General features: G+C 73.6%; 2 protein-coding genes. Both read left to right on the top strand.

Translation table 11 applies throughout. The features are described from left to right. Window position 1: 1 nt before the first annotated feature. Window positions 2–11,023: an amino acid adenylation domain-containing protein gene (locus ACJX2R_RS24095; protein ID WP_413101827.1), complete on the top strand. Its 11,022-nt coding sequence runs from the start codon at window positions 2–4 to the stop codon at window positions 11,021–11,023. Between the two features lie 155 nt (window positions 11,024–11,178). Then, window positions 11,179–22,950 (top strand): amino acid adenylation domain-containing protein, encoded by an 11,772-nt coding sequence (locus ACJX2R_RS24090; RefSeq protein ID WP_413101826.1) that lies wholly within the window; start codon window positions 11,179–11,181, stop codon window positions 22,948–22,950.

The raw sequence follows: 22,950 nt of genomic DNA, 5'->3' as shown, positions 1-22,950 counted from the left end.
AATGACGCGAGCAGCCATCGACGACGTCCTTCCGCTGTGGCCACTCCAGGAAGGTCTGCTGTTTCAGACCCTGTACGGGGAAGAGAAACTCGATGTCTACGTCGCCCAGATCCTGATCGACCTCGACGGCCCCCTGGACGCCGGGGCCATGCGTGACTCGGTGGCCACTTTGCTGCGCCGGCACCCCAATCTGCGTGCCAGTTTCCGGTACGAGAAGCTGAGCCGGCCGGTGCAGGTGATCGCGCGCGAAGTCCCGGTGCCCTGGCGGGAGTTCGACCTCACCGGGCTCGACGAGCGGGCCCAGGAGCGGGAGCTGGAGCGGCTGGCCGCCGAGGAGGCGGCGCACCGGTTCGACCTGGGGTCCGGGCCGTTGCTGCGCTTCACGCTGATCAAGCTGGGCCCGCGCACCAGCCGGTTGATGTTCAACTCGCATCACATCCTGCTCGACGGGTGGTCGACCGCCCGCCTCATGTTCGAGCTCTTCGAGATCTACCACCGCCGTGGCGACGACTCGGGCCTGCCGCCGGTGACGCCGTACCGCGAGGCCCTGAGCTGGCTGGAGCGGCAGGACCGGGCGGCGGCGGAGAACGCCTGGCGCACCGCGCTCGCCGAGGTGGAGGAGCCCACGCTGCTCGCGCCCGGCGACACCGGGGCGCGGAACGTGCCGGCCGAGCTGGTCATCGCCATGCCCGATGAGCTGGCCGCCCGGGTGCGGGAGACCGCCCGGCGCAACGACCTCACGCTGAGCGCGGTGTTCCAGGGCTGCTGGGCGCTGCTGCTGGGGCAGCTGACCGGCCGTGACGACGTGGTGTTCGGCTCGACCGTGTCGGTGCGCCCCGCCGAGCTGACCGGCGCGGACCAGATGGTCGGCCTGTTCATCAACTCGGTGCCGGTCCGGGTGCGGGTGCGCCCGCAGGAGAGCCTGCTGTCCCTGCTGACCGGGATGCAGCGCCAGGCGGCCGGAATGGTGGAACACCACCACCTCAGCCTCCCGGACATCCAGCGGGCAGCCGGGCTCGGCACCCTGTTCGACACGCTCACCGTCACCGAGAACTACCCCATGGGCGGGGACGACCTGCCCGAGCTGCCCGGTGACCTCACGCTGACGGGCGCCAGGGGCACCGACGCCAACCACTACCCGCTGAGCATCGCGGCCCTGCCGGGCGACGGGCTGCGGCTGCACTTCGGCTACCGGCAGGAGATCTTCACCCGCGAGGACATCGAGGTGCTCGGCGACCGCTTCCGCCGCCTCTTCGCGGCCTTCGCGGACGATCCGGAGCAGCTGATCGGCCGACTGCCCCTGCTGAGCGACGCCGAGGCGAGCCGCATGCTCGCCCTGGGCATGCCCGCACGTCCGCTGCCGGCCGGTGACGTCATCCCCGCACTCTTCGCAGAACAGGTACGGCTCCACCCGGAGGCCGTCGCCCTGGTCCACGAGGACACCTCGCTCTCCTACGCCGAACTGGACCGCCGCGCCAACCGCCTGGCCCGCACCCTGATCGAACGGGGCGCGGGGCCGGAGGGGGTGGTCGCGCTCGCCCTGCGGCGCTCTCCCGAGCTGGTCGTCGCCATGCTGGCGGTGCTCAAGGCGGGCGCGGCCTATCTGCCGGTGGACATCTCCTATCCGGCCGACCGGATCGCCTATCTGCTCACCGACGCAGGCCCGGCGCTGGTCCTGGCGACCGCCGCGTCGGCGGAGGTGATTCCGGACGTCTGCGCCGCGCCGAGGGTGCTGCTGGACGACCCGGCCACCGTCCGCGAGATCGACGCCCGGCCGGACACCGATATCGAGCCGGGCGAGCGGCCGGCGGCGATGTCGTCCGCCAACCCCGCCTATGTCATCTACACCTCCGGCTCCACCGGCCGTCCGAAGGGCGTCATGGTGACGCACTCCGGTCTCGCCGGTCTGGTCGCCACCAACGTCGAGCGGTTCGACGTGGGGCCCGGCAGCCGGGTGCTCCAGTTCTCCTCACCCAGCTTCGACGCCGCCGTCTGGGAGACCTACACCGCCCTGCTCACCGGCGCCACGCTGGTCCTCGCCCCCGCCGAGCGGCTGCGGCCCGGCCGGGCGCTGGTCGAGCTGGTCGCCGAGCACCAGGTCACCCACGCGCTCATACCGCCCGCCGCGCTGGCCGTGCTCACCGAGGACCTGCCGTCGATACGCCTGCTGGTGGTCGGCGGTGAGGCGTCCGCGCCGGAGCTGGTCGAGGCGTGGTCCGCCAACCGGACGATGATCAATGCCTACGGGCCGACCGAGAGCACCGTCTGCGTCTCCCTCAGCGAGCCGCTGTCCGGCGCGGTGGCGCCGCCCATGGGCACCGCCCTCGGCACCGCGCGGCTGCGGGTGCTCGACGGTGCGCTGCGGCCGGTGCCGCCGGGTGTCACCGGGGAGCTGTACGTCTCGGGCCCCTGCCTGGCGCGCGGTTATCTGAACCGGCCCGGTGTGACCGCCGAGCGCTTCGTCGCCGATCCGTATCCGGGCGGCGGGATGCGCATGTACCGCACCGGTGACCTGGTGCGCTGGAACACCGACGGCGAGCAGCCCGTGCTGGAGTTCGCCGGCCGGGCCGACGACCAGGTCAAGATCCGCGGATTCCGGATCGAGCTGGGGGAGATCGAGTCGGTCCTGGCCGCGCATGAGCGGATCGACCGTGCGGTGGTCGTGGTGCGCGAGCCGACCCCGGGCGACAAGCGGCTCGTCGCCTATCTGGTGCCGGTGAGCGGGGGAGAGGTGCCCGCCCCCACCGCGCTGCGCGACCACGTGGGCGCCTCGCTGCCCGAGTACATGGTGCCCTCGGCGTTCGTCGCCCTCGACGCCCTCCCGCTCACCCCCAACGGCAAACTGGACCGCAAGGCGCTGCCCGAGCCCGGTGGCGCGGCCGGACCGGCCGGACGCGGGCCGCGCACCCCGCAGGAGGAGATCCTGTGCGCGCTCTTCGCCGAACTGCTCGGCGTGCCCGAGGTGGGGGTGGACGACGACTTCTTCGACCTCGGCGGCCATTCGCTGCTGGCCACCCGGCTGGTCACCAGGACCCGCGCGGTCTTCGGCGAGGAGCTGTCGCTGCGCGCGGTGTTCGAGACGGCCACGCCCGCCGGGATAGCCCGCAGGCTGCACCAGGCCGTGGACGGCCGGCCCGCGCTGGAGGCGGGGCCGCGTCCCGAGCGGGTACCGCTGTCCTTCGCCCAGCGCCGGCTGTGGTTCCTGGACGGGTTCGAGGGCGCCAAGCCGATCTACAACGTCCCGCTCACCGTGCGGCTGACCGGTGAACTGGACCTGGACGCGCTGCGCCATGCCTTCGGGGACGTCCTGGCCAGGCACGAGAGCCTGCGGACGGTGTTCCCGGACGTGGACGGCGACCCGTACCAGCGGGTGCTGGATCCCGCGGCGGCCGAGCTCGACCTGGCCCTGGTGGATCTGAGCGCGGCACCGGAGCGGCTGGACGAGGCACTCCAGGAGGAGGCGACCGCCGGGTTCCGGCTGGCCGACGAACTCCCGCTGCGGGTGCGCGTCTTCCGCACCGGCGCCCGTAGTTACGTCCTGCTCGTGGTGATGCACCACATCGTCGGGGACGGCTGGTCGCTGGGCGTCTTCGGCCACGACCTCTCGCTCGCCTACGCGGCCAGGCTGAAGGACACCGCGCCGTCGTGGGAGCCGCTGCCCGTGAGTTACGCGGACTACACGCTGTGGCAGCGGCGCGTACTGGGCGAGGAGACGGACGAGAACAGCGCGATCGCGAGGCAGTTCGCCTACTGGTCGGACGCCCTGGCCGGGCTCCCCGACGAGCTCAACCTCCCGGTGGACCGGCCGCGCCCCGCGGTGGCGAGCTACGCGGGCGACACCGTGACGTTCCACCTCCCCGAGGAGCTGCACAAGCGGCTGCTCACCATCGCCCGCACCTCCCAGGCCAGCCTGTTCATGGTGGCCCAGGCCGGTCTTTCGGTGCTGTTGTCGCGGTCCGGCGCGGGCACCGACATCCCCGTGGGCACGCCGATCGCCGGTCGTACCGACGACGCCCTCGACGGACTGGTCGGGTTCTTCCTCAACACGCTGGTGCTGCGCACCGACACCTCCGGCAACCCGACCTTCCGCGAGCTGGTCCAGCGGGTGCGGGAGACCGACCTGGCCGCGTACGCCAACCAGGACGTGCCGTTCGAGCGCCTGGTCGAGCAGCTCAACCCCGAGCGCTCGCTCGCGCGCCACCCGCTGTTCCAGGTGATGTTCACCGTGCAGAACAACCGCCCGGCCGAGCTTTCGCTGCCGGGCCTGCGGGTGGACCAGTACGACCACCTCGGCGACATGGCCAAGTTCGACCTGTTCGTCGGGCTGACCGAGCGACGCACCCCCGACGGCGCACCGGACGGTCTGGACGGGTGGATGGAGTACAGCACCGATCTGTTCGACCGGGAGACGGTCCAGGGGCTCGCCGACCGTCTGATCCGGGTGCTGGCCGGGGCGGCCGAGGACCCCAAGCGGCCGATCGGCTCCCTGGAGCTGCTCGACCCGATCGAGCGGCACCGCCAGCTGACCACCTACAACGACACCGCGCACCAGCTCGACGGGGCCTTCCTCCCGGAACTGCTCGAGCGGCAGGCGCATGCGCTGCCGGACGCCCCGGCCGTGGTGCACGGCGACACGGTGATGTCGTACGCCGAGCTGAACGCGGCGGCCAACCGGCTGGCACATCTGCTCATCTCACGGGGCGCCGGTCCCGAGGACACGGTCGGCATCGCGCTGCCGCGCTCGGCGGAGCTGCTGGTGGCGGTGTGCGCGGTGGTCAAGACCGGAGCGGCCTATCTGCCCATCGACCCGGAGTACCCGGCCGAGCGCGTCTCCTTCATGCTGGCCGACGCGGCGCCCTCGGTGGTGCTGACCCGGACCGGAGTGCTGCCGGACGGCCACCGGGCCCCGCTCCTCGCCCTCGACACCCCGGAGACCGCCGCCCTCCTGGCCGGGCAGGCGGACACCGACCCCACCGACGCGGACCGCACCCGTCCGCTCCATCCGGCCGCCCCGGTCTACGTCATCTACACCTCCGGCTCCACCGGCCGCCCCAAGGGCGTCGTGATGCCCGCGGGCGCCATGGCCAACCTGGTCGCCTGGCACCACGGTGAGATCGGCGGCGGCGCCGGGACGCGGGTCGCGCAGTTCACCGCGATCAGCTTCGACGTCTCCGCCCAGGAGATCCTGACCACCCTGCTCACCGGCAAGACGCTGGTGGTCCCGGACGACGCGGTGCGCCGCGACGCCGCCGCCCTCACCCGGTGGCTGGAGGAGCACCGGATCAACGAGCTGTACGCCCCCAACCTGGTGGTGGACGCCGTCGCGGAGGCCGCCATCGAGGGCGGTGTCACCCTCGGCGAGCTGCGGGTGATCGCCCAGGCGGGCGAGGCGCTGGCGCTCACCCCGCGGCTGCGCGCCTTCCAGGCCGACCGTCCGTGGCTGCGGCTGCACAACCACTACGGCCCCACCGAAAGCCATGTGATCACGGCCACCACCCTGCCCGGCGACCCCGCGAACTGGCCCGCCACGGCCCCGATCGGACGCCCGGTCTGGAACGACCAGGTCTACGTCCTGGACGACGCGCTGGGCCCGGTGCCCCCGGGGGTCGTCGGGGAGCTGTACCTCTCCGGCGCCGGGCTGGCCCGCGGTTATCTGAAGCGGCCGGGCCTCACCGCGGAGCGCTTCGTGGCCGACCCCTTCGGCCCGCCCGGGTCCCGGCTGTACCGCACCGGTGACCTGGTGCGCTGGGGCAAGGACGGCCAGCTGCTGTTCGTGGGGCGGGCCGACCACCAGGTCAAGGTGCGCGGCTTCCGGATCGAGCTCGGCGAGATCGAGACGGCGCTCGCCGCCCACCCCGACCTCGCCTCGGTGGCCGTCCTGGCCCGGCAGGACCGGCCCGGGGCCCACCAGCTGGTCGGCTATCTGGTCCCGCCCACGGGACGGACCGCCCCGGCCCCGGCCGAACTGCGCAAGCACCTGGCCGCCACGCTGCCCGACTACATGGTGCCCAGCGCGTTCGTCGCACTGGACGCACTGCCGCTGACCCCCAACGGCAAGCTGGACCGCCGGGCGCTGCCCGCGCCGGTACGGGAGGACGCCGAGCGGCGGGAGCCGGCCACACCGCGGGAGGCCGCGCTGTGCGGGCTGTTCGCCGAGGTGCTCGGAGTGGACGAGGTGGGGGTGGACGACGACTTCTTCGACCTCGGCGGTCATTCACTGCTCGCCACCCGGTTGATCAGCCGGATCCGTACGACCCTGGGCGCGGAGCTCGGCGTGCGCGACCTGTTCGAGTCGCCGACGCCCGCCGGCCTTGCCGGGCTGATCGGCGACGCGGGCGGGGCGCGGCGCGCGGTGACCGCGCGGGAGCGGCCCGAGGAGGTGCCGCTGTCCTTCGCCCAGCGCAGGCTGTGGTTCCTGGGCCGGTTCGAGGGGCCGAGCGCCACCTACAACCTGCCGATGGCCCTGCGGCTGACCGGTGAGCTGGACCGGGAGGCGCTGCGCGCGGCGCTGGCCGATGTGGTCACCCGCCACGAGAGCCTGCGCACCGTCTTCCCGGAGGTGGACGGCCGCCCTCGCCAGGTGGTGCTGGACACGGTGCCCGAACTGCCGGTGGCCGAGGTCACCGAGGCCGGTCTGGAGGCTGCGCTCACCGAGGCCGCCGGGTACGCGTTCGACATCGCCACCGAGATCCCGGTCCGGGCGTGGCTGTTCGCGCTGAGCCGGACCGAGCACGTACTGGCGCTGGTGGTCCACCACATCGCGGGCGACGGCTGGTCCATGGCCCCGCTGGGCCGCGATCTGTCCACCGCCTACGCGGCCCGGAGCGCGGGCCGCGCCCCCGAGTTCACCCCGCTGCCCGCGCAGTACGCCGACTACACGCTGTGGCAGCACGAGGTGCTGGGCAGCGAGGACGACCCGGACAGCACCATCTCCCGGCAGGCCGCGTTCTGGCGGTCGGCCCTGGAGGGCGCGCCGGAGGAGCTGGCACTGCCCGCCGACCACCGCCGTCCGCCCGCCATCAGCTACCGCGGCGATATGGTCACCTTCCGCTTCGACGCCGAGGTGCACCGCGGCCTGCGCGAGCTGGCCCTGGCTCACCGGGCCAGCCTCTTCATGGCCGTCCAGGCCGGTCTGGCCGCGCTGCTCAGCAGGCTCGGCGCGGGCACCGACATCCCGCTCGGCACGGCGATCGCGGGCCGCACCGACGACGCCCTGGACGACCTGATCGGCTTCTTCGTCAACACGCTGGTGCTGCGCACCGATGTCTCCGGCGATCCGACCTTCGCCGAGCTGCTGGAGCGGGTGCGGGAGACCGATCTGGCCGCGTACGCCCACCAGGACCTGCCGTTCGAGCGGCTGGTCGAGCTGATCAACCCTGAGCGCTCGGCGTCCCGGCATCCGCTGTTCCAGGTGATGCTGGCGTTCCAGAACACCGCCGAGGGCAGGGTCGAACTGCCCGGGGTGGTCGCGGGGCCGCAGCCGATCGGCCAGGACGTGGCCAAGTTCGACCTGTCCTTCACCCTGGCGGAGACCCACCGGGACGACGGCGCGCCCGCGGGCATCGAGGGGGCGCTTACCTACAGCACCGACCTGTTCGAACGGGACACGGTGCGGATGCTGGTGGACCGGCTGGAGCGGCTGCTGGCCGCCGCCGTCGCCGATCCGTCCCGCTCGGTGGACCAACTGGACGTCCTGCTGCCCGGGGAGCGGCACCGGATCGTCGAGGAGTGGAACGACGCCGCGGTGCGCGAGGTGCCCCCGGCGACCATGGCGGAGCTGTTCGCCGGGTGGGTGGCCCGCACCCCGGACGCACCCGCCCTGCTGGCCGAGGACCGCACCTGGACCTTCGCCGAACTCGACGCGCGGGCCGAGCGGATCGCCCGGGGGCTGGCCGCGCGGGGAGCGGGACCGGAGAAGCTGGTGGCGGTGGCGCTGCCGCGCTCCCCTGAGCTGATCGTCTCGCTGCTCGCGGTGGTGCGGGCGGGGGCGGCCTATCTGCCGGTCAACCCGGACCTGCCGGGCGACCGCATCGGGTACATGCTCGACGACGCCGCGCCCGCCCTGCTGCTGACCTCCGGCTCCGTCGCCGGACGGCTGCCGCGGACCACCGTGCCCACGGCGCTGTTCGACACGCTGGACGCGCCCGCGCCGGTGGACGGGGCTGACGCGTCCGCGGCCGACGCGCCGGTGCTCCCCGCCGCCCTGTCGCCCCAGCACCCCGCCTACGTCATCTACACCTCCGGATCGACCGGCAGGCCCAAGGGCGTGACCGTGACCCACGCCGGAGTGGCGCACCTGTGCGCGACGCTGGTGGAGCGGGCGGGCGTCGGCCCGGGGGCCCGGGTGCCGCAGCTGGCCTCGGCCAGCTTCGACGCGGCGTTCCTGGAGCTGTCCATGAGCCTGCTGGTGGGCGGCGCGCTGGTGGTGGTCCCGGCCGACCGGCCGACGTCCGGACAGGCGTATCTCGACCTGTGCGCCGAATACGGCGTCACCCACGCCTTCATCACCCCCGCCTCGCTGGCCGCGCTGCCCGAGGGCGGACTGCCCGAGGGCATGGAGATCGTCGTCGGCGGTGAGTCCTTCGGACCGGAGCTGATCGGCCGGTGGCGGCACACGGTGCGGATGCACAACGTGTACGGCCCGACCGAGACCACCTGTGTGGCGGCGATGAGCGGGCTGCTCACCGACGACTCCGTACCGGCGCTCGGCGCGCCCGTCGCCGACTCGCGGCTGCACGTTCTGGACGAGCGGCTCCGTCCGGTGCCGCTCGGCTGCGTGGGCGAGTTGCACATCGCGGGCGTCTCGCTGGCCCGCGGCTATCTGCGGCGCCCCGGGCTGACCGCCGAGCGTTATGTGGCCGACCCGTTCGGCCCGCCCGGATCGCGGATGTACCGCTCCGGCGACCTGGTGCGCCGACGCGCCGACGGCGAGCTGGAGTTCGTCGGGCGCACCGACGACCAGGTGAAGCTGCGGGGGCTGCGGATCGAGCTGGGCGAGATCACCGCGGCCGTCTCGGACCACCCCGGGGTGCACCGCGCCACCACCGTCGTGCGCGAGGACCGCCCGGGGGTGCGGCTGCTGACGTCCTATGTAGTGCCCACCGCCGGGGCGGACGGCATCGACATCGACGAACTGCGGGCCGGGCTGACGCGTCGACTGCCCGACTACATGGTTCCGGCGGCGTTCGTGACGCTCGAGACGCTTCCGCTGACCACCAGCGGAAAGATCGACCGCAAGGCGCTGCCCGCGCCGGAGCAGGGCGGCACCTCACGGGCGCCGAGCGGCGCCCGTGAGGAGACCCTGCGCCGGCTGGTCGCGGAGGTGCTGGGGCTCGGGGTCGGGGAAGTCGGCGTCGACGACAGCTTCTTCTACCTGGGCGGCGACAGCATCGTCTCGATCCAGCTGGTGGCCAGGGCCCGCGCCGCGGGTCTGGTCTTCACCCCGAAGGACGTCTTCCGCCACCAGACGGTCGCGGCCCTCGCGGCCGCCGCGGGCACCGTCCCCGAGGCCGAGGCGGAGGACCCGGACGCCGGTATCGGGGAGGTCCCCGCGACCCCGATCCTCAACTGGCTCAGCGAGCGGAACGGACCCATCGACCGGTTCCACCAGTCGATGCTGCTCCAGACGCCCGCGGAGCTGGACCTGGACCGGCTGGTCACCGCCGTACAGACGCTGCTGGACCACCACGACGCCCTGCGGGCGCGGCTGAACCGTACCGAGGGGCGGTGGTCGCTGGAGGTGGCGGCCCGCGGCAAGGTCCGCGCGGCGGACCTGATCCGGCGGGTCGACCTCACCGGTCTGGACGACGCGGAGCGCCGTGCCCGCCTCGCCGAGCAGAGCGACGCGGCGGTGGGCCGGCTCGCCCCCGAGGACGGCACGATGGCGCAGTTCGTGTGGTTCGACGCCGGGCCCGGTGAGCGCGGCAGACTGTGGTTCTCGCTGCACCACCTGGTCGTCGACGGCGTCTCCTGGCGGATCCTGCTGCCGGACCTGGCACGGGCCTGGGAGGCGGTACGGGACGGGCGCACCCCCCGGCTCGACCCGGTGGGCACCTCGTTGCGCCGCTGGTCGCGGACGCTGGCCGAGGAAGCCGTCACCCCGGAGCGGATCGCCGAACTCCCGGTCTGGCGCGGCCGCCTCGCCCAGGCCCCGGAGCCCCTCGCCGAGCTGACCGTCGACCCGGCCAGGGACCTCACCCGCACCCAGCGCTCGATCACCATGGCGCTGCCCGCGGACACCACCCGGACCCTGCTCACCCGGCTGCCCGAGATGTTCCGCGCGTCGGTCAACGACGTGCTGCTCACCGGGCTGACCTTGGCGGTGGCCGACTGGCGCCGCCGGCACTTCGGCGGGGCCACGGGCGGGCTGCTGGTGGCCCTTGAGGGCCACGGCCGCGAGGAGATCGCCGAGCACACCGAACTGTCCCGTACGGTCGGCTGGTTCACCAGCGTGTACCCGCTGTTCCTGGACCCCGGGCGGATCGACTGGGGCGAGGTGTGGACCGGCGGGGCGACCGTCGGCGACGTCCTCGCCCGGATCAAGGAGCAGCTGCGCCAGGTGCCCGACAACGGCGTCGGCTACGGCCTGCTGCGCTACCTCAACCCGGACACCGCGCCCTCGCTGCGGGGCCTGGCCGAGCCGCAGATCGGGTTCAACTACCTCGGCCGCTTCGACGCCTCGGCCGCGCCCGAGGCCGCCGACTGGGCGCTCGCCCCCGAGGCGGGCGCCGTCGGCGGCGAGGACCCGGACATGCCGGTCGCCCACGCGCTGGAGGTCACCGCGTCCACCCAGGACCGCAGCGACGGCCCCGAGCTGTCGGTGCTCTGGCAGTGGCCCTCGGCGCTGCTGGAGGAGTCCGTGGTACGGGACCTCGCACAGGCGTGGATCCGGGCGCTGGAGGCGCTGGCCCGCCACGCCGACACCCCGCAGGCCGTCCGCCACACCCCCTCCGACATGGATCTGATCGACGTCAGCCAGGAAGAGTTGGACCAGCTCGCGAGCGAACTGGACGACTGGCAGTAGCCCACTTCCGAGTTGTTTATGTGCGGCTTTCACCGGGCCGCGGCGCCGTTACGGTCGGATCGGCGGGCCTCGCCGACGGGCGAGAGGGGCCCCGCCGATCTCGACTGCGCACTCGTCACACATCGCATCACGAAGACGCCCAGGGAGCCTGTGCAGTGAAGCAGACACGTATCGAGGACCTTCTGCCTTTGTCGCCGCTCCAGGAAGGGCTGCTCTTCCACGCGCAGTACTCCGAGGACGCGGACGCGCTCGACGTCTACACCGTCCAGCTGGCGGTGCGGATCCAGGGCCCGGTGGACGCCCCGGCGGTGCGCCGCGCCGCGGCCGCGCTGGTGCGGCGGCACGCGAGCCTGCGCGCGGGATTCCGGCGCCGCAAGACCGGCGACCCGATGCAGGTGATCCTCCGGGACCTCGAACTCCCTGTGACCGAGCTCGACTTCAGCGGTGTCTCCGAGGACGAACAGCGGGCGAAGGTCCGGGAGTTCGCCGCCGGGGACCGTGCGCGCCGCTTCGACATGGAGCGGCCGCCGCTGCTGCGGGTCACCATGATCAAGGTCGCGGCCGACGCCTTCTGGCTGGTGCTCACCGCCCACCACATCCTGCTGGACGGCTGGTCCGCCCCGCTGGTGATGCAGGAGCTGTTCCAGCACTACCGTGCGGGCGGCGAGGACACCACCCTGCCTCCGGCCACCCCCTACCGCACCTATCTCGCCTGGCTGGCCAGGCAGGACAAGGACGCGGCGAAGCGGGCCTGGCGAGAGGCGCTGGCAGGGGTGGACGCGCCCACGCTCGTGGTGCCCGAGGCGGGTCCCGGCGCCGAGGTGCTGCCCGAGGACCTGGTCGCCGAGGTGGACGCGGACCTCACCGCCCGCCTCGGCGAGCTGGCCCGCTCCGCCGGGGTCACCCTGAACACGCTGGTGCAGAGCGCCTGGGGCGTGCTGCTCGGCCGGCTGACCGGCCGTGACGACGTGGTGTTCGGCGCCACCGTGTCCGGGCGCCCGGCGGACATCCCCGGTGTGGAGTCCATGGTGGGGCTGTTCATCAACACCCTGCCGGTCCGGGTACGGGTGGACCACGGCGCCTCCTGGACCGACCTGCTGACCGCGGTCCAGCGGCAGCAGGCCACGCTGCTCGACCACCACCACCTGCCGCTGTCCGCCGTGCAGGAGGCCACGCAGGTCACCGGTGAACTCTTCGACACGCTGGTCGTCTTCGAGAACTACCCGCTGGACTCCGACGGCATCACCGAGCGCGTCGACGGGCCGCGGATCACCGACATCACCGGCCAGGACGCCACCCACTACGCGCTCACCCTGTTCCCGACCCCCGGCCCCACCCTGCGGCTGCGCCTGGGATACCGGCCCGATCTCTACCCGGCCGAGCGGGCGCGGGCCCTGCTGGACGGCTTCCGCCGGATGCTGGAGCGGATCGAGGCGGACCCGTCCCTCCCGGTGGGCCGCACCGAAGTGCTCGCGCCCGAGCTGCTGCGCACGGTCCTGGAGGACTGGAACGAGCCCGACGCCGGGGCGCCGGAGACCTCCGTGCCCGAGCTGTTCGAGGCCGCGGCGGCCGCCGACCCGGCGGCGGTGGCCCTGGTCGCGGACGGGGCCGAGGTCTCCTACGGCGAGCTGGACGCCCGCGCCAACCGGCTGGCCCGGCTGCTGTCCGGGCTCGGCGTCGGCCCCGAGACGCGGGTGGCGGTGGCGCTGCCGCGCGGGGCGGACCTGGTGGCCACCCTGCTCGCGGTCCTGAAGACCGGCGGCGCGTACATCCCGCTGGACCCCGAATACCCGGCCGAGCGCGTCGAGTACATCGTGACCGACGCCGCGCCCGCGGTCGTGGTGACGGACTCCTCGGTGACCTCGGTGCCCGCGACCGGTGGTGCGACGCGGGTGCTGCTGGACGACCCGGCGGTCCGCGACCGGCTGGCCGCCCTGTCCGGCGAGGCCCCGGAGCCCGCCCCGGTGGCGGGGGACCACCCCGCCTACACCATCTACACCTCGGGTTCCACGGGCAGGCCCAAGGGCGTCGTGGTCACCCGGGACAACCTCACCAACTTCGTCCAGGACATGCGGGACCGGTTCGCCCTGCGGCCCGGGGACCGGCTGGCCGCGGTGACCACCATCGCCTTCGACATCGCGGGCCTGGAGCTTTACACCCCGCTGGTGTCCGGCGCCGCGGTGGTCCTGGCCACCCGCGACGAGGTGATCGACGTCCCCGCGCTGGCCGCGCTGCTGAAGCACACCGGCGCCTCGGTCATGCAGGCGACGCCCACTCTGTGGCAGGCGCTGGTGTCCCAGCACCCCGAGGCGCTCTCCGGGCTGCGCGTGCTGGTCGGCGGCGAGGCGCTGCCCGCCGGGCTCGCCTCCCGGCTGTGCGAACTCGGCTCCGAGGTGACGAACCTGTACGGCCCCACCGAGACCACCGTATGGTCCACGGCCGCCCGCCTCGCCGAGGTGTCCGGCCCACCAGTCATCGGCAGGCCCATCGCGAGCACCCAGGTCTACGTACTGGACGCCGGGCTGTCACCGGCCCCGCCCGGGGTCCTCGGCGACCTCTACATCGCCGGGCGTGGCGTGGCGCGCGGCTACGCGGGCCGTCCGGACCTGACCGCGGAGCGGTTCGTCGCCTGCCCGTTCGGCGCGCCCGGCACCCGGATGTACCGGACCGGTGACGTGGCCCGGTGGACGGACGACGGGGAGCTGGAGTTCGCCGGCCGCACCGACGACCAGGTCAAGGTGCGCGGTTTCCGCATCGAGCTGGGCGAGATCGAGACCGCGCTCGCCGAACTGCCCGAGGTCGCCCAGGCGGCGGTGGTGGCCCGCGAGGCCGGGGCGGGCGAGCGGCGGCTGGTGGCGTACGTCGTCGCGGCCCCGGGCGCGGCGGTGCCGGTGCCCGCGCTGCGCCGGGCCGTCGCCGCCCGGCTGCCGGAGTACATGATGCCCTCGGCGTTCATGGTGCTCGACGAGATGCCGCTGACGCCCAACGGGAAGACCGACCGCAAGGCGCTTCCCTCGCCGGACCTCACCGCACTGTCCACGAGCGTGGCCCCGCGCACCCCGCAGGAGGAGATCCTGTGCGGCCTGTTCATGGAGGCGCTGGAGCTGGACTCGGTCGGCATCCACGACGACTTCTTCGAGCTGGGCGGGCACTCGCTGCACGCCACCCGGATGGTCAGCCGGACCCGGACGGCGTTCTCCGTGGAACTGCCGCTGCGCGCGTTGTGGGAGGCGCCCACGGTGGCGCGGCTGGCGGAACGGCTCCGTGACGCCGACTCCGCGCGGCCGCCGGTGGTCCCGGTGGAGCGCCCGGAGCGGATCCCGCTGTCCTACGCCCAGCGCAGGCTGTGGTTCCTCAACCGGTTCGAGAACGGCGCCGCGGCGCACAACATCAGCCTGGGGCTGCGGCTGACGGGCACGCTGGACCACGAGGCGCTGCGGGCGGCCGTACGGGACGTCACGGCCCGGCACGAGACACTGCGCACGGTCTTCCCGGAGACCGGCGGCGCCGCGCGGCAGTTGATCCTGCCCCCGGACCAGTGCCCGGCCGAGCTGGTCGTCACCTCCGTCGACGAGCGGGCGCTGGACGCGGCGATCGCCGAACAGGCGGCGCGCGACTTCGACCTGGCGACCGAGACCCCGCTGCGGGTGACGCTGTTCCGGCTGGCCCCGGACCACCACGTCCTGCTGATCATCCTGCACCACATCGCGGGCGACGGCTGGTCGGTCGGCCCCTTCGCCGCCGACCTCACCTCGGCCTATCTGGCGCGGACGGCCGGCCGGGCCCCGGACTGGGAGCCACTGCCGGTCCAGTACGCCGACTACACGATCTGGAACTACTCGGTCCTCGGCGACGAGAGCGACCCCGGGAGCCTGGTCAGCGAGCAGCTGGAATTCTGGCGGCAGCGCCTCGAGGGCAGCCCCGACGTGTTGCCGCTGCCGACGGACCGCCCGCGTCCGCCGGAGGCCGACTACACGGCCGAGACGGTCGAGGGGCGGATCTCACCGGAGCTGCACCGCGCGCTGGCCCGTGTCGCCCGCACGACCGGGACCAGCCTGTTCATGGTGTTGCAGGCCGGTCTGGCCTCGTTGCTCTCCGCGCATGGCGCGGGCACCGACATCCCCGTGGGCTCGCCGATCGCCGGGCGCAACGACAAGGCGCTCGAAGAAATGATCGGCTTCTTCGTCAACACCCTGGTGCTGCGCACCGACACCTCGGGCGACCCCACCTTCCGCGAACTGCTGGACCGGGTCCGCGAGTACGACCTTGCCGCGTACGCCCACCAGGAGGTGCCCTTCGAGCGCCTGGTCGAGCTGCTCAACCCCGAGCGCTCGCTGGCCTGGCACCCGCTGTTCCAGATCTGGCTGAACGTACAGAACCTCGAGACCACCACCACCTCGCCGACCGGCCTTCCCGGGGTCGACGCCGTCGCGTATCCGGTGCCGGTCAACGCGACCCAGTTCGACCTGGCCTTCACCTTCAACGAGAGCACCGGTCCCGGCGGCGCCCCGGCCGGTCTCCAGGCGCTGATCGACTTCCGGCTCGACCTCTTCGACCGGGAGACGGTCGAGGCCCTGTTCGAGCGTCTGACGCGGCTTCTGGAGCGGGTCGTCGAGGACCCGGACCTGCGGGTGGGCGACATCTCCCCGCTCACCGAGGAAGAGCACGCCGTGCTGGCCGCCGCGAACGACACCGCGCGCGACCTCCCCCCGGCGACCTTCCCCGAGCTGTTCGCCCGTCGGGTCGCCGAGGCGCCCGACGACCCCGCGGTGGCCTTCGAGGGCCGCGAGATGTCCTTCGCCGAACTGGACCGGAGGGCGAACCGGCTGGCGCATGTGCTGCGCGCCGAGGGTGCGGCCCCCGAGCGGTTCGTCGCCCTGGCGCTGCCCCGCTCCCCCGACTGGCCGGCCGCGGTACTGGCCGTGCACAAGGCGGGCGCGGCCTATCTGCCGCTCGATCCGGCGTACCCCGCCGAGCGCCTGGCCTACATGCTCGCCGACGCCCGGCCCGGCGTGGTCGTCACCACCCGGCCGATCGCCGAGACCCTGCCCCCCATGGGCGACACCACGGTCCTCCTCCTCGACGACGAGGCCACCGAGGCCAGGATCGCGATGGCGCCGGAGACCGCGCCGGAGGTCCGGCTGTCGGTGGACCACCCGGCCTATCTGATCTACACCTCCGGCTCCACCGGCAGGCCGAAGGGCGTGGTGGTCCCGCACACCGGCTTCGCCAGTCTGCTCACCGGCTATGTGGAGGCGCTCGGACTCGGTCCGGGCAGCCGCGTCCTCCAGTTCGCCTCGCCGAGCTTCGACGCCGCCTTCGCCGAGCTGTGCAAGGCGCTCCTCTCCGGTTCCACGCTGGTGATGGCGCCCTCCGCGCGCCTGGACCCCGGCGCCCCGCTGGCCGCGCTGCTCACCGAGCAGCGCGTCACCCAGGCGACCATCCCGCCGGCCGCGCTCGGTGTGATGGCGGACGGTGAGGTGCCCGCGAGCGTCACCCTGCTGGTGGCGGGGGAGGCGACCCCGCCGGAGCTGGCCGGCCGCTGGTCGGCGGGGCGGCGGATGGTGAACGCGTACGGCCCGACCGAGGCGACGGTGTGCGCCACCATCAGCGCGCCGCTGTCCGGCGTGGCCGAACCGCCCCTTGGCACACCGATCCCCAACGCCCGGGTGCGGGTGCTCGACGCGGCGCTGCGGCCGACGGCCCCCGGGGTGGTCGGCGAGCTGTACCTCTCGGGTCCCGGGATCGCCCGCGGCTACCTCAACCGGCCAGGACCGAGCGCGGAGCGCTTCGTCGCCGATCCGTTCGGCCCGCCCGGCACCCGTATGTACCGCACGGGTGACCTGGCCAAGTGGACCCGCGACGGTGTGCTGATGTTCGTCGGCCGCGCCGACGAGCAGATCAAGCTGCACGGCTTCCGGATCGAGCTCGGCGAGATCCGCTCGGTGCTGCTGCGCCGGCCCTCGGTCCGGCAGGCCGAGGTGATGGTGCGCGAGGACCGCCCCGGTGAGCCGCGGCTGGTGGCCTACGCGGTGACCGAGGCCGGGCCGCTCAACGGTGCCGACCTGCGCACCCAGATGGCCGCTGAGCTGCCCGAGTACATGGTGCCCGCCGCGGTGGTGGTGCTCGACTCGCTGCCGGTGACGCCGAACGGGAAGACCGACCGCAAGGCGCTTCCCGCGCCGGAGTACACCACGGCCACCGGCCCCGCCGACGAACCGCGCACCCCCCACGAGGAGTTGCTGCGCGGACTGTTCGCGGAGGTCCTCGGGCTGGAGCGGGTCGGCATCCACGACAGCTTCTTCGACACCGGCGGGGACAGCATCATGTCCATCCAGCTGGTCCGCCGGGCCCGTGACGCGGGCGTCAAGCTGACGCCGCGGGATGTGTTCGAGCACAAGACGGTGGCCGCGCTGGCCAAGGCCACAGCCGTCGAGGACGCTCCCGCGGAAGGCCCCGCGGCCGAACCCGTGGCGGCCTCCGCGGGGGTCGGCGACGTACCGCTGACGCCGATCATCCACTGGATGCGCGAGCGGGGCGGCCGCCCCGACCGGTTCAGCCAGACCAACATGATCGTGGTCCCGGCGGACGTCGGCGAGCGGCGCCTGCGGTCCGCGTTGCAGACGGTGCTCGACCACCACGACGTGCTGCGGATGCGGCTGCGCCGCACCGGTGGCGTGGTGTGGAGCCTGGAGGTGCCCGAGCGCGGCGCGGTCCGGGTGGCGGACTGCCTGCGCCGGGTCGACCTGACCGGTCTTGACGAGGAGCGGGCCCATGCCCGTATGGCGGAGGAGACCAAGGGCGCCTGGGACCGGCTCGACCCCGAGGCGGGGCTGATGCTCCAGGCCGTCTGGTTCGACAACGGCCCGGACGTCTCCGGCAGGCTGCTGCTCACCGTCCACCACCTGGCGGTCGACGGGGTGTCCTGGCGCATCCTGCTGCCGGACCTGACCACGGCGTGGTCCGCGCAGAAGGACACGACCTCCGGGGCGGACGCGGCCGACGGCACCTCCGGGCTCGACGCCGTCGGCACCTCGTTCCGGGAGTGGGCGCAGCGGCTCGCCGACGCCGCCCAGCGGCCGGAGCGGATCGAGGAGCTGAAGTTCTGGCTGGACACCCTCGCCGAGCCCGACCCGGCGCTCGCCGCCCGGCCGCTCGACCCCGCGCGGGACATCACCGCGACGGCGCGGCGGCTGATGCTCACGCTGCCCGCCGAGCAGACCTCGGCCCTGCTCACCACGGTGCCCGCCGCGTTCCACGCCCGGATCAACGACGTTCTGCTGAGCGCGTTCGCGGTCGCCGTCGCCCAGTGGCGCGCACAGCGGGGCCACCAAGCCGGCCATGTCCTGGTCAACCTGGAGGGCCACGGCCGTGAGGAGCTCGACGAGGGCGTCGACCTGTCCCGGACCGTCGGCTGGTTCACCAGCCTGTTCCCGGTACGGCTCGACCCCGGCCCGCACGACTGGGCCGAGTTCCGCGCGGGCGGTCCGGCGGCCGGCCGGGTGCTCAAGCGGGTCAAGGAGCAACTGCGCGCACTGCCGGACAACGGGATCGGATTCGGCCTGCTGCGGTACCTCAACCCGCAGACCGGCCCGGTACTCGCCCGGCTGCCCGAGCCCCAGATCAGCTTCAACTACCTGGGCCGTTTCCCCGGCGCCGTGGCGACCGAGGAGACCGTCCCGGCCGACTGGGGGCCGGCCCCGGAGGGCTTCGACCTCGATGGCGGCAGCGACCCCGGGCGCCCGCTCGCGCACACCGTCGACATCACCGCGATGACCCAGGACCTGCCGGACGGCCCCCATCTGGTCGCCGATGTGTCCTGGGCGGGCGAGCTGCTGAGCGAGGACGAGGTCCACGAGCTGGGCCAGAACTGGCTGACCGCGCTCACCGCCCTGGTCAGGCACGCCGAGGAGCCGGAGGCGGGCGGCTACAGCCCCTCCGACCTGACGCTGGTCCCGCTGACCCAGGACGAGATCGAGGCGGTCGAGTCCGCGGGGGCGGAGCGGCTGGAGGACGTACTGCCGCTCACACCGATGCAGGAGGGGCTGCTCTTCCACGCCCAGTTCGACGAGGACGAGCCCGACCTCTACACCGTGCAGCTCGGCATCGACCTCGCGGGCCCCCTGGACCCGGACCGGCTGCGCGGCGCGGCGCGGACCCTGCTGCGGCGCCACGCCAACCTGCGCGCGGGCTTCCGCCAGCAGGGGCTGACCCGCCCCGTACAGGTGGTGGCCGCCGACTTCGAACTGCCCTGGGTGGAGCTGGACTTCGGCCATCTGCCCGAGGCGGAGCGGGCCGCCCGGCTCGACGCGCTGATGGACGAGGACCGGGTGCGCCGGTTCGACCCGGAGCGGCCGCCGCTGCTGCGCTTCACCCTGATCCACATGGGCGACCGGCTGGCCCGGTTCCTGATGACCAACCACCATCTGCTGCTCGACGGCTGGTCGGGCCCGCTGCTGATGCGTGAGCTGTTCACGCTGTACGAGGCGGACGGCGACGAGTCGGCGCTGCCGGAGGTCACCCCGTACCGCGACTATCTCGCATGGCTCGGCCGGCAGGACAAGCAGGCGGCACGCGAAGCGTGGCGCACGGTGCTCTCCGGGGTGGACGGCGCGACGCTCATCGCGCCCGACGGCGACGGACGGACCGTCGAGGTCCCCGGCGACATACTCGTGGAACTCCCCGAGCGCACCACCACGGAGCTGACCGCGCTGGCCCGACGCCACGACGCGACCCTGAACACGGTCGTACAGGCGGCCTGGAGCGTGGTGCTGTCCGGGCTGACCGGCCGGACCGACGTGGTGTTCGGCGCCACCGTCTCCGGCCGCCCCGCGGACCTCCCGGGTGTGGAGACCATGGTCGGCCTGTTCATCAACACCGTCCCGGTCCGCGCCGAGCTGAGGACGACCGACACCTGGACGACGCTGCTGGAGCGGCTGCGGGGCCAGCAGACGGCGGTGATGGACCACCACTACCTGGGCCTCCAGGACGTGCTGCGCCTGGTCGAGCCGGACACGCTGTTCGACACGATCGTGGTGACCGAGAACTATCCGCTGGACGGCGACGGAATGCCCGCCGTCGAGGACGGTCTGCGCATCGTCGGCCTGTACGGCTCGGACGCCAACCACTACCCGATCAGTCTGGTGGCGATGCCGGGACGCACCCTGCGGCTGCGTCTGGGCTACCGGCCGGACGTCGTGGACCGCGACGCCGTGGAGGCCATCGGCGGCCGGCTGGTCCGCGCGTTCGAGGCGATGACCGGCGCGCCGGAGCAGCCGGTGAACCGGGTCGATCTGCTGGCCACGGACGAACGCCGCACGCTGCTGGAGGAGTTCACCGCCACGGCGCGGCCCGCGCCCGTCGCCCTGGTGCCCGAGCGCTTCCAGGCCCAGGTCGCCCGCACCCCGGACGCCCCGGCGCTGCTGGCCGCGGACGGCACCCGGCTCAGCTACGCGCGGCTCGACGCGGCCGCCGACCGGCTGGCCGCCGAGCTGATCGGGGCCGGAGTGGGTCCCGAGCGGCTGGTGGCACTGGCCCTGCCGCGCTCGGCCGACCTGGTGATCGCCGCCCTCGCGGTGCTCAAGGCGGGCGGCGGCTATCTGCCCGTGGACCCGGGCGACCCGGCCGACCGGCTGGCGCACGTCCTCACCGACGCGACTCCGGTGCTGGTGCTGACCCGCTCGGACATCGCGCCCGGCCTGCCGCGGACGGCGGCGCCGGTGCGGCTGCTGGACGACGCCGGTACGAGCGAGCCGACCGAGTCCGTCTCCGGCGGTTCCGGCGGTTCCGCCGGTTCCGGCGGCCACCGCTGGCGGGCACAGAGCCCCGCGTACGTGATCTACACCTCGGGGTCCACCGGGCGGCCCAAGGGCGTCGTGGTGGAGCACCGTTCGTTCGCCCAGTACCTCGACTACGCCGCCGAGGCGTACCCGTCGCTGGGGGAGCGGGCCCTGCTGCACTCGCCGGTCTCCTTCGACATGGCGGTCACCTCGCTGTTCGGGCCGCTGACGACCGGCGGCTGTGTGCACGTGGCGGAGCTGGAGCAGCCCGCGGAGGGGCGGCTCCGGCCGGCGTTCTGCAAGGTCACCCCCTCCCATCTGCCGCTGCTTGCCGGTGTGGACCCGGAGTGCTCCCCGACCCGTGAGCTGGTGATCGGCGGTGAGCAGCTGCTGGGCGAGGCGCTGGCCCCCTGGCGCGCCGCCCACCCGGACGTGGCCGTGGTGAACGAGTACGGGCCGACCGAGGCCACCGTCGGCTGCGCGGTGCTGCGGCTGGAACCGGGCGAGGAGACGCCGTCGGGCGCGATGCCGATCGGCCGGCCCACTCCGAACACCCGGCTGTACGTGCTCGATCCGGCGCTGCGGCCCGCGCCGCGCGGCGCCGTCGGCGAGCTCTACATCGGCGGCGGCCAGCTGGCCCGCGGCTATCTGAACCGGCCCGCCCTGACGGCGGCCCGGTTCGTGGCCGATCCGTTCGGTGCGCCGGGCGGCCGGCTGTACCGCACCGGCGACCTGGCGCGCTGGAACGCGGACGGGCAGCTGGAGTACCTGGGCCGGGTGGACGAGCAGGTCAAGGTCCGCGGCTACCGCGTGGAACTCGGCGAGATCGAGGCCGCGCTGGCCCGGGACCCCCGGGTGGGCCAGGCGACGGTCGTGCTGCGCGGGGACGAGGGCGCGGGCAGGCGGCTGGCCGCCTATCTGGTGCCGGCGGCGGGTGGCGGGCTGGACGTCGCCGCGGTGCGCGAGCGGCTGGCCGCGGCGGTACCGGACTACATGGTCCCGGCCGCGTTCACGGTCCTCGACGAACTGCCGCTGAACGCCAACGGGAAGGTCGACCGCAAGGCGCTGCCCGCACCCGACTACAACCCCCGCGAGTGGAGCGGACCGCGCACCCCGCAGGAGGAGATCCTGTGCGGGCTGTTCCGGGAGGCGCTGGGTCTTGACGTGGTGGGGATCCACGACAGCTTCTTCGACCTGGGCGGCGACAGCATCATGTCGATGGGCCTGGTCAACCGGATCCGGTCGGCGTTCGGCGTGAAGCTCGGCATGCGGACGGTGCTGACCGCGCCCACCGTCGCCGAACTGGCCCAGCGGCTCGGCGGCGACGCGGAGCAGGACTCGCTCGATGTGCTGCTTCCGCTGCGCGAGCACGGCAGCCGCGTCCCGCTGTTCTGCGTCCACCCCGCGGGCGGGCTGAGCTGGAGCTACTCGGCGCTGCTGCGGAGCGTGGACGCCGAGCACCCGGTCTACGGGTTGCAGTGCCGCGGCCTCAACGGCGCGGGGGACGCCCTCCCCGGGACCCTGGAGGAGATGGCGGCCGACTATGTCGCCCAGATCCGCCGGGTCCGGCCCACCGGACCGTACGTCCTGCTCGGCTGGTCGCTCGGCGGCACGGTCATCCACGCCATGGCGGCGCTGCTCCAGGCCGAGGGCGAGGAGGTGGCGCTGCTGGTCAACCTGGACGAGTACCCGCTCGACCGCTCCCAGCCGCTGCCCGACCGGCTGCCGGACGAGCAGGACGCGCTGCGGGTGCTGCTGGACTTCGAGGGCTACGACGTGGCCGCCCTGGGCGACGCGCCGCTGACCCACGGCCAGGTGGTGACCATGCTGCGGGAGCGGCAGTCGGTGCTGGCCAGCCTGGACGAGGACAACGTGGCCGCCCTGGCCCGTGCCTTCGCCAACAACCGCAGGCTGTTCCTGGCCTATGAACCGGCCCGCTACCGGGGCGACCTGCTGCTGCTGGTGGCCGAGGAAGACCCGTCGGTGCCCGCCGCAGACCTGGCCGGGCGCGCCGAGCGGTGGCGGCCCTTCGTCGACGGACGGATCGAGTACCGGCGGATCCCTTACGCCCACCCGTACCTGATGCGGCCCGAACCGGCCGCCGAGATCGGCCGCGTACTCAACGAGAAGCTCCGGGAACTCAAGTGA

The organism is Streptomyces sp. Inha503 (assembly GCF_047215865.1).
Taxonomy (GTDB): Bacteria; Actinomycetota; Actinomycetes; order Streptomycetales; family Streptomycetaceae; genus Streptomyces; species Streptomyces lycopersici.
The sequence above is the reverse complement of the archived record's forward strand: the minus strand, read 5'-3'. Positions and strand labels throughout refer to the sequence as shown.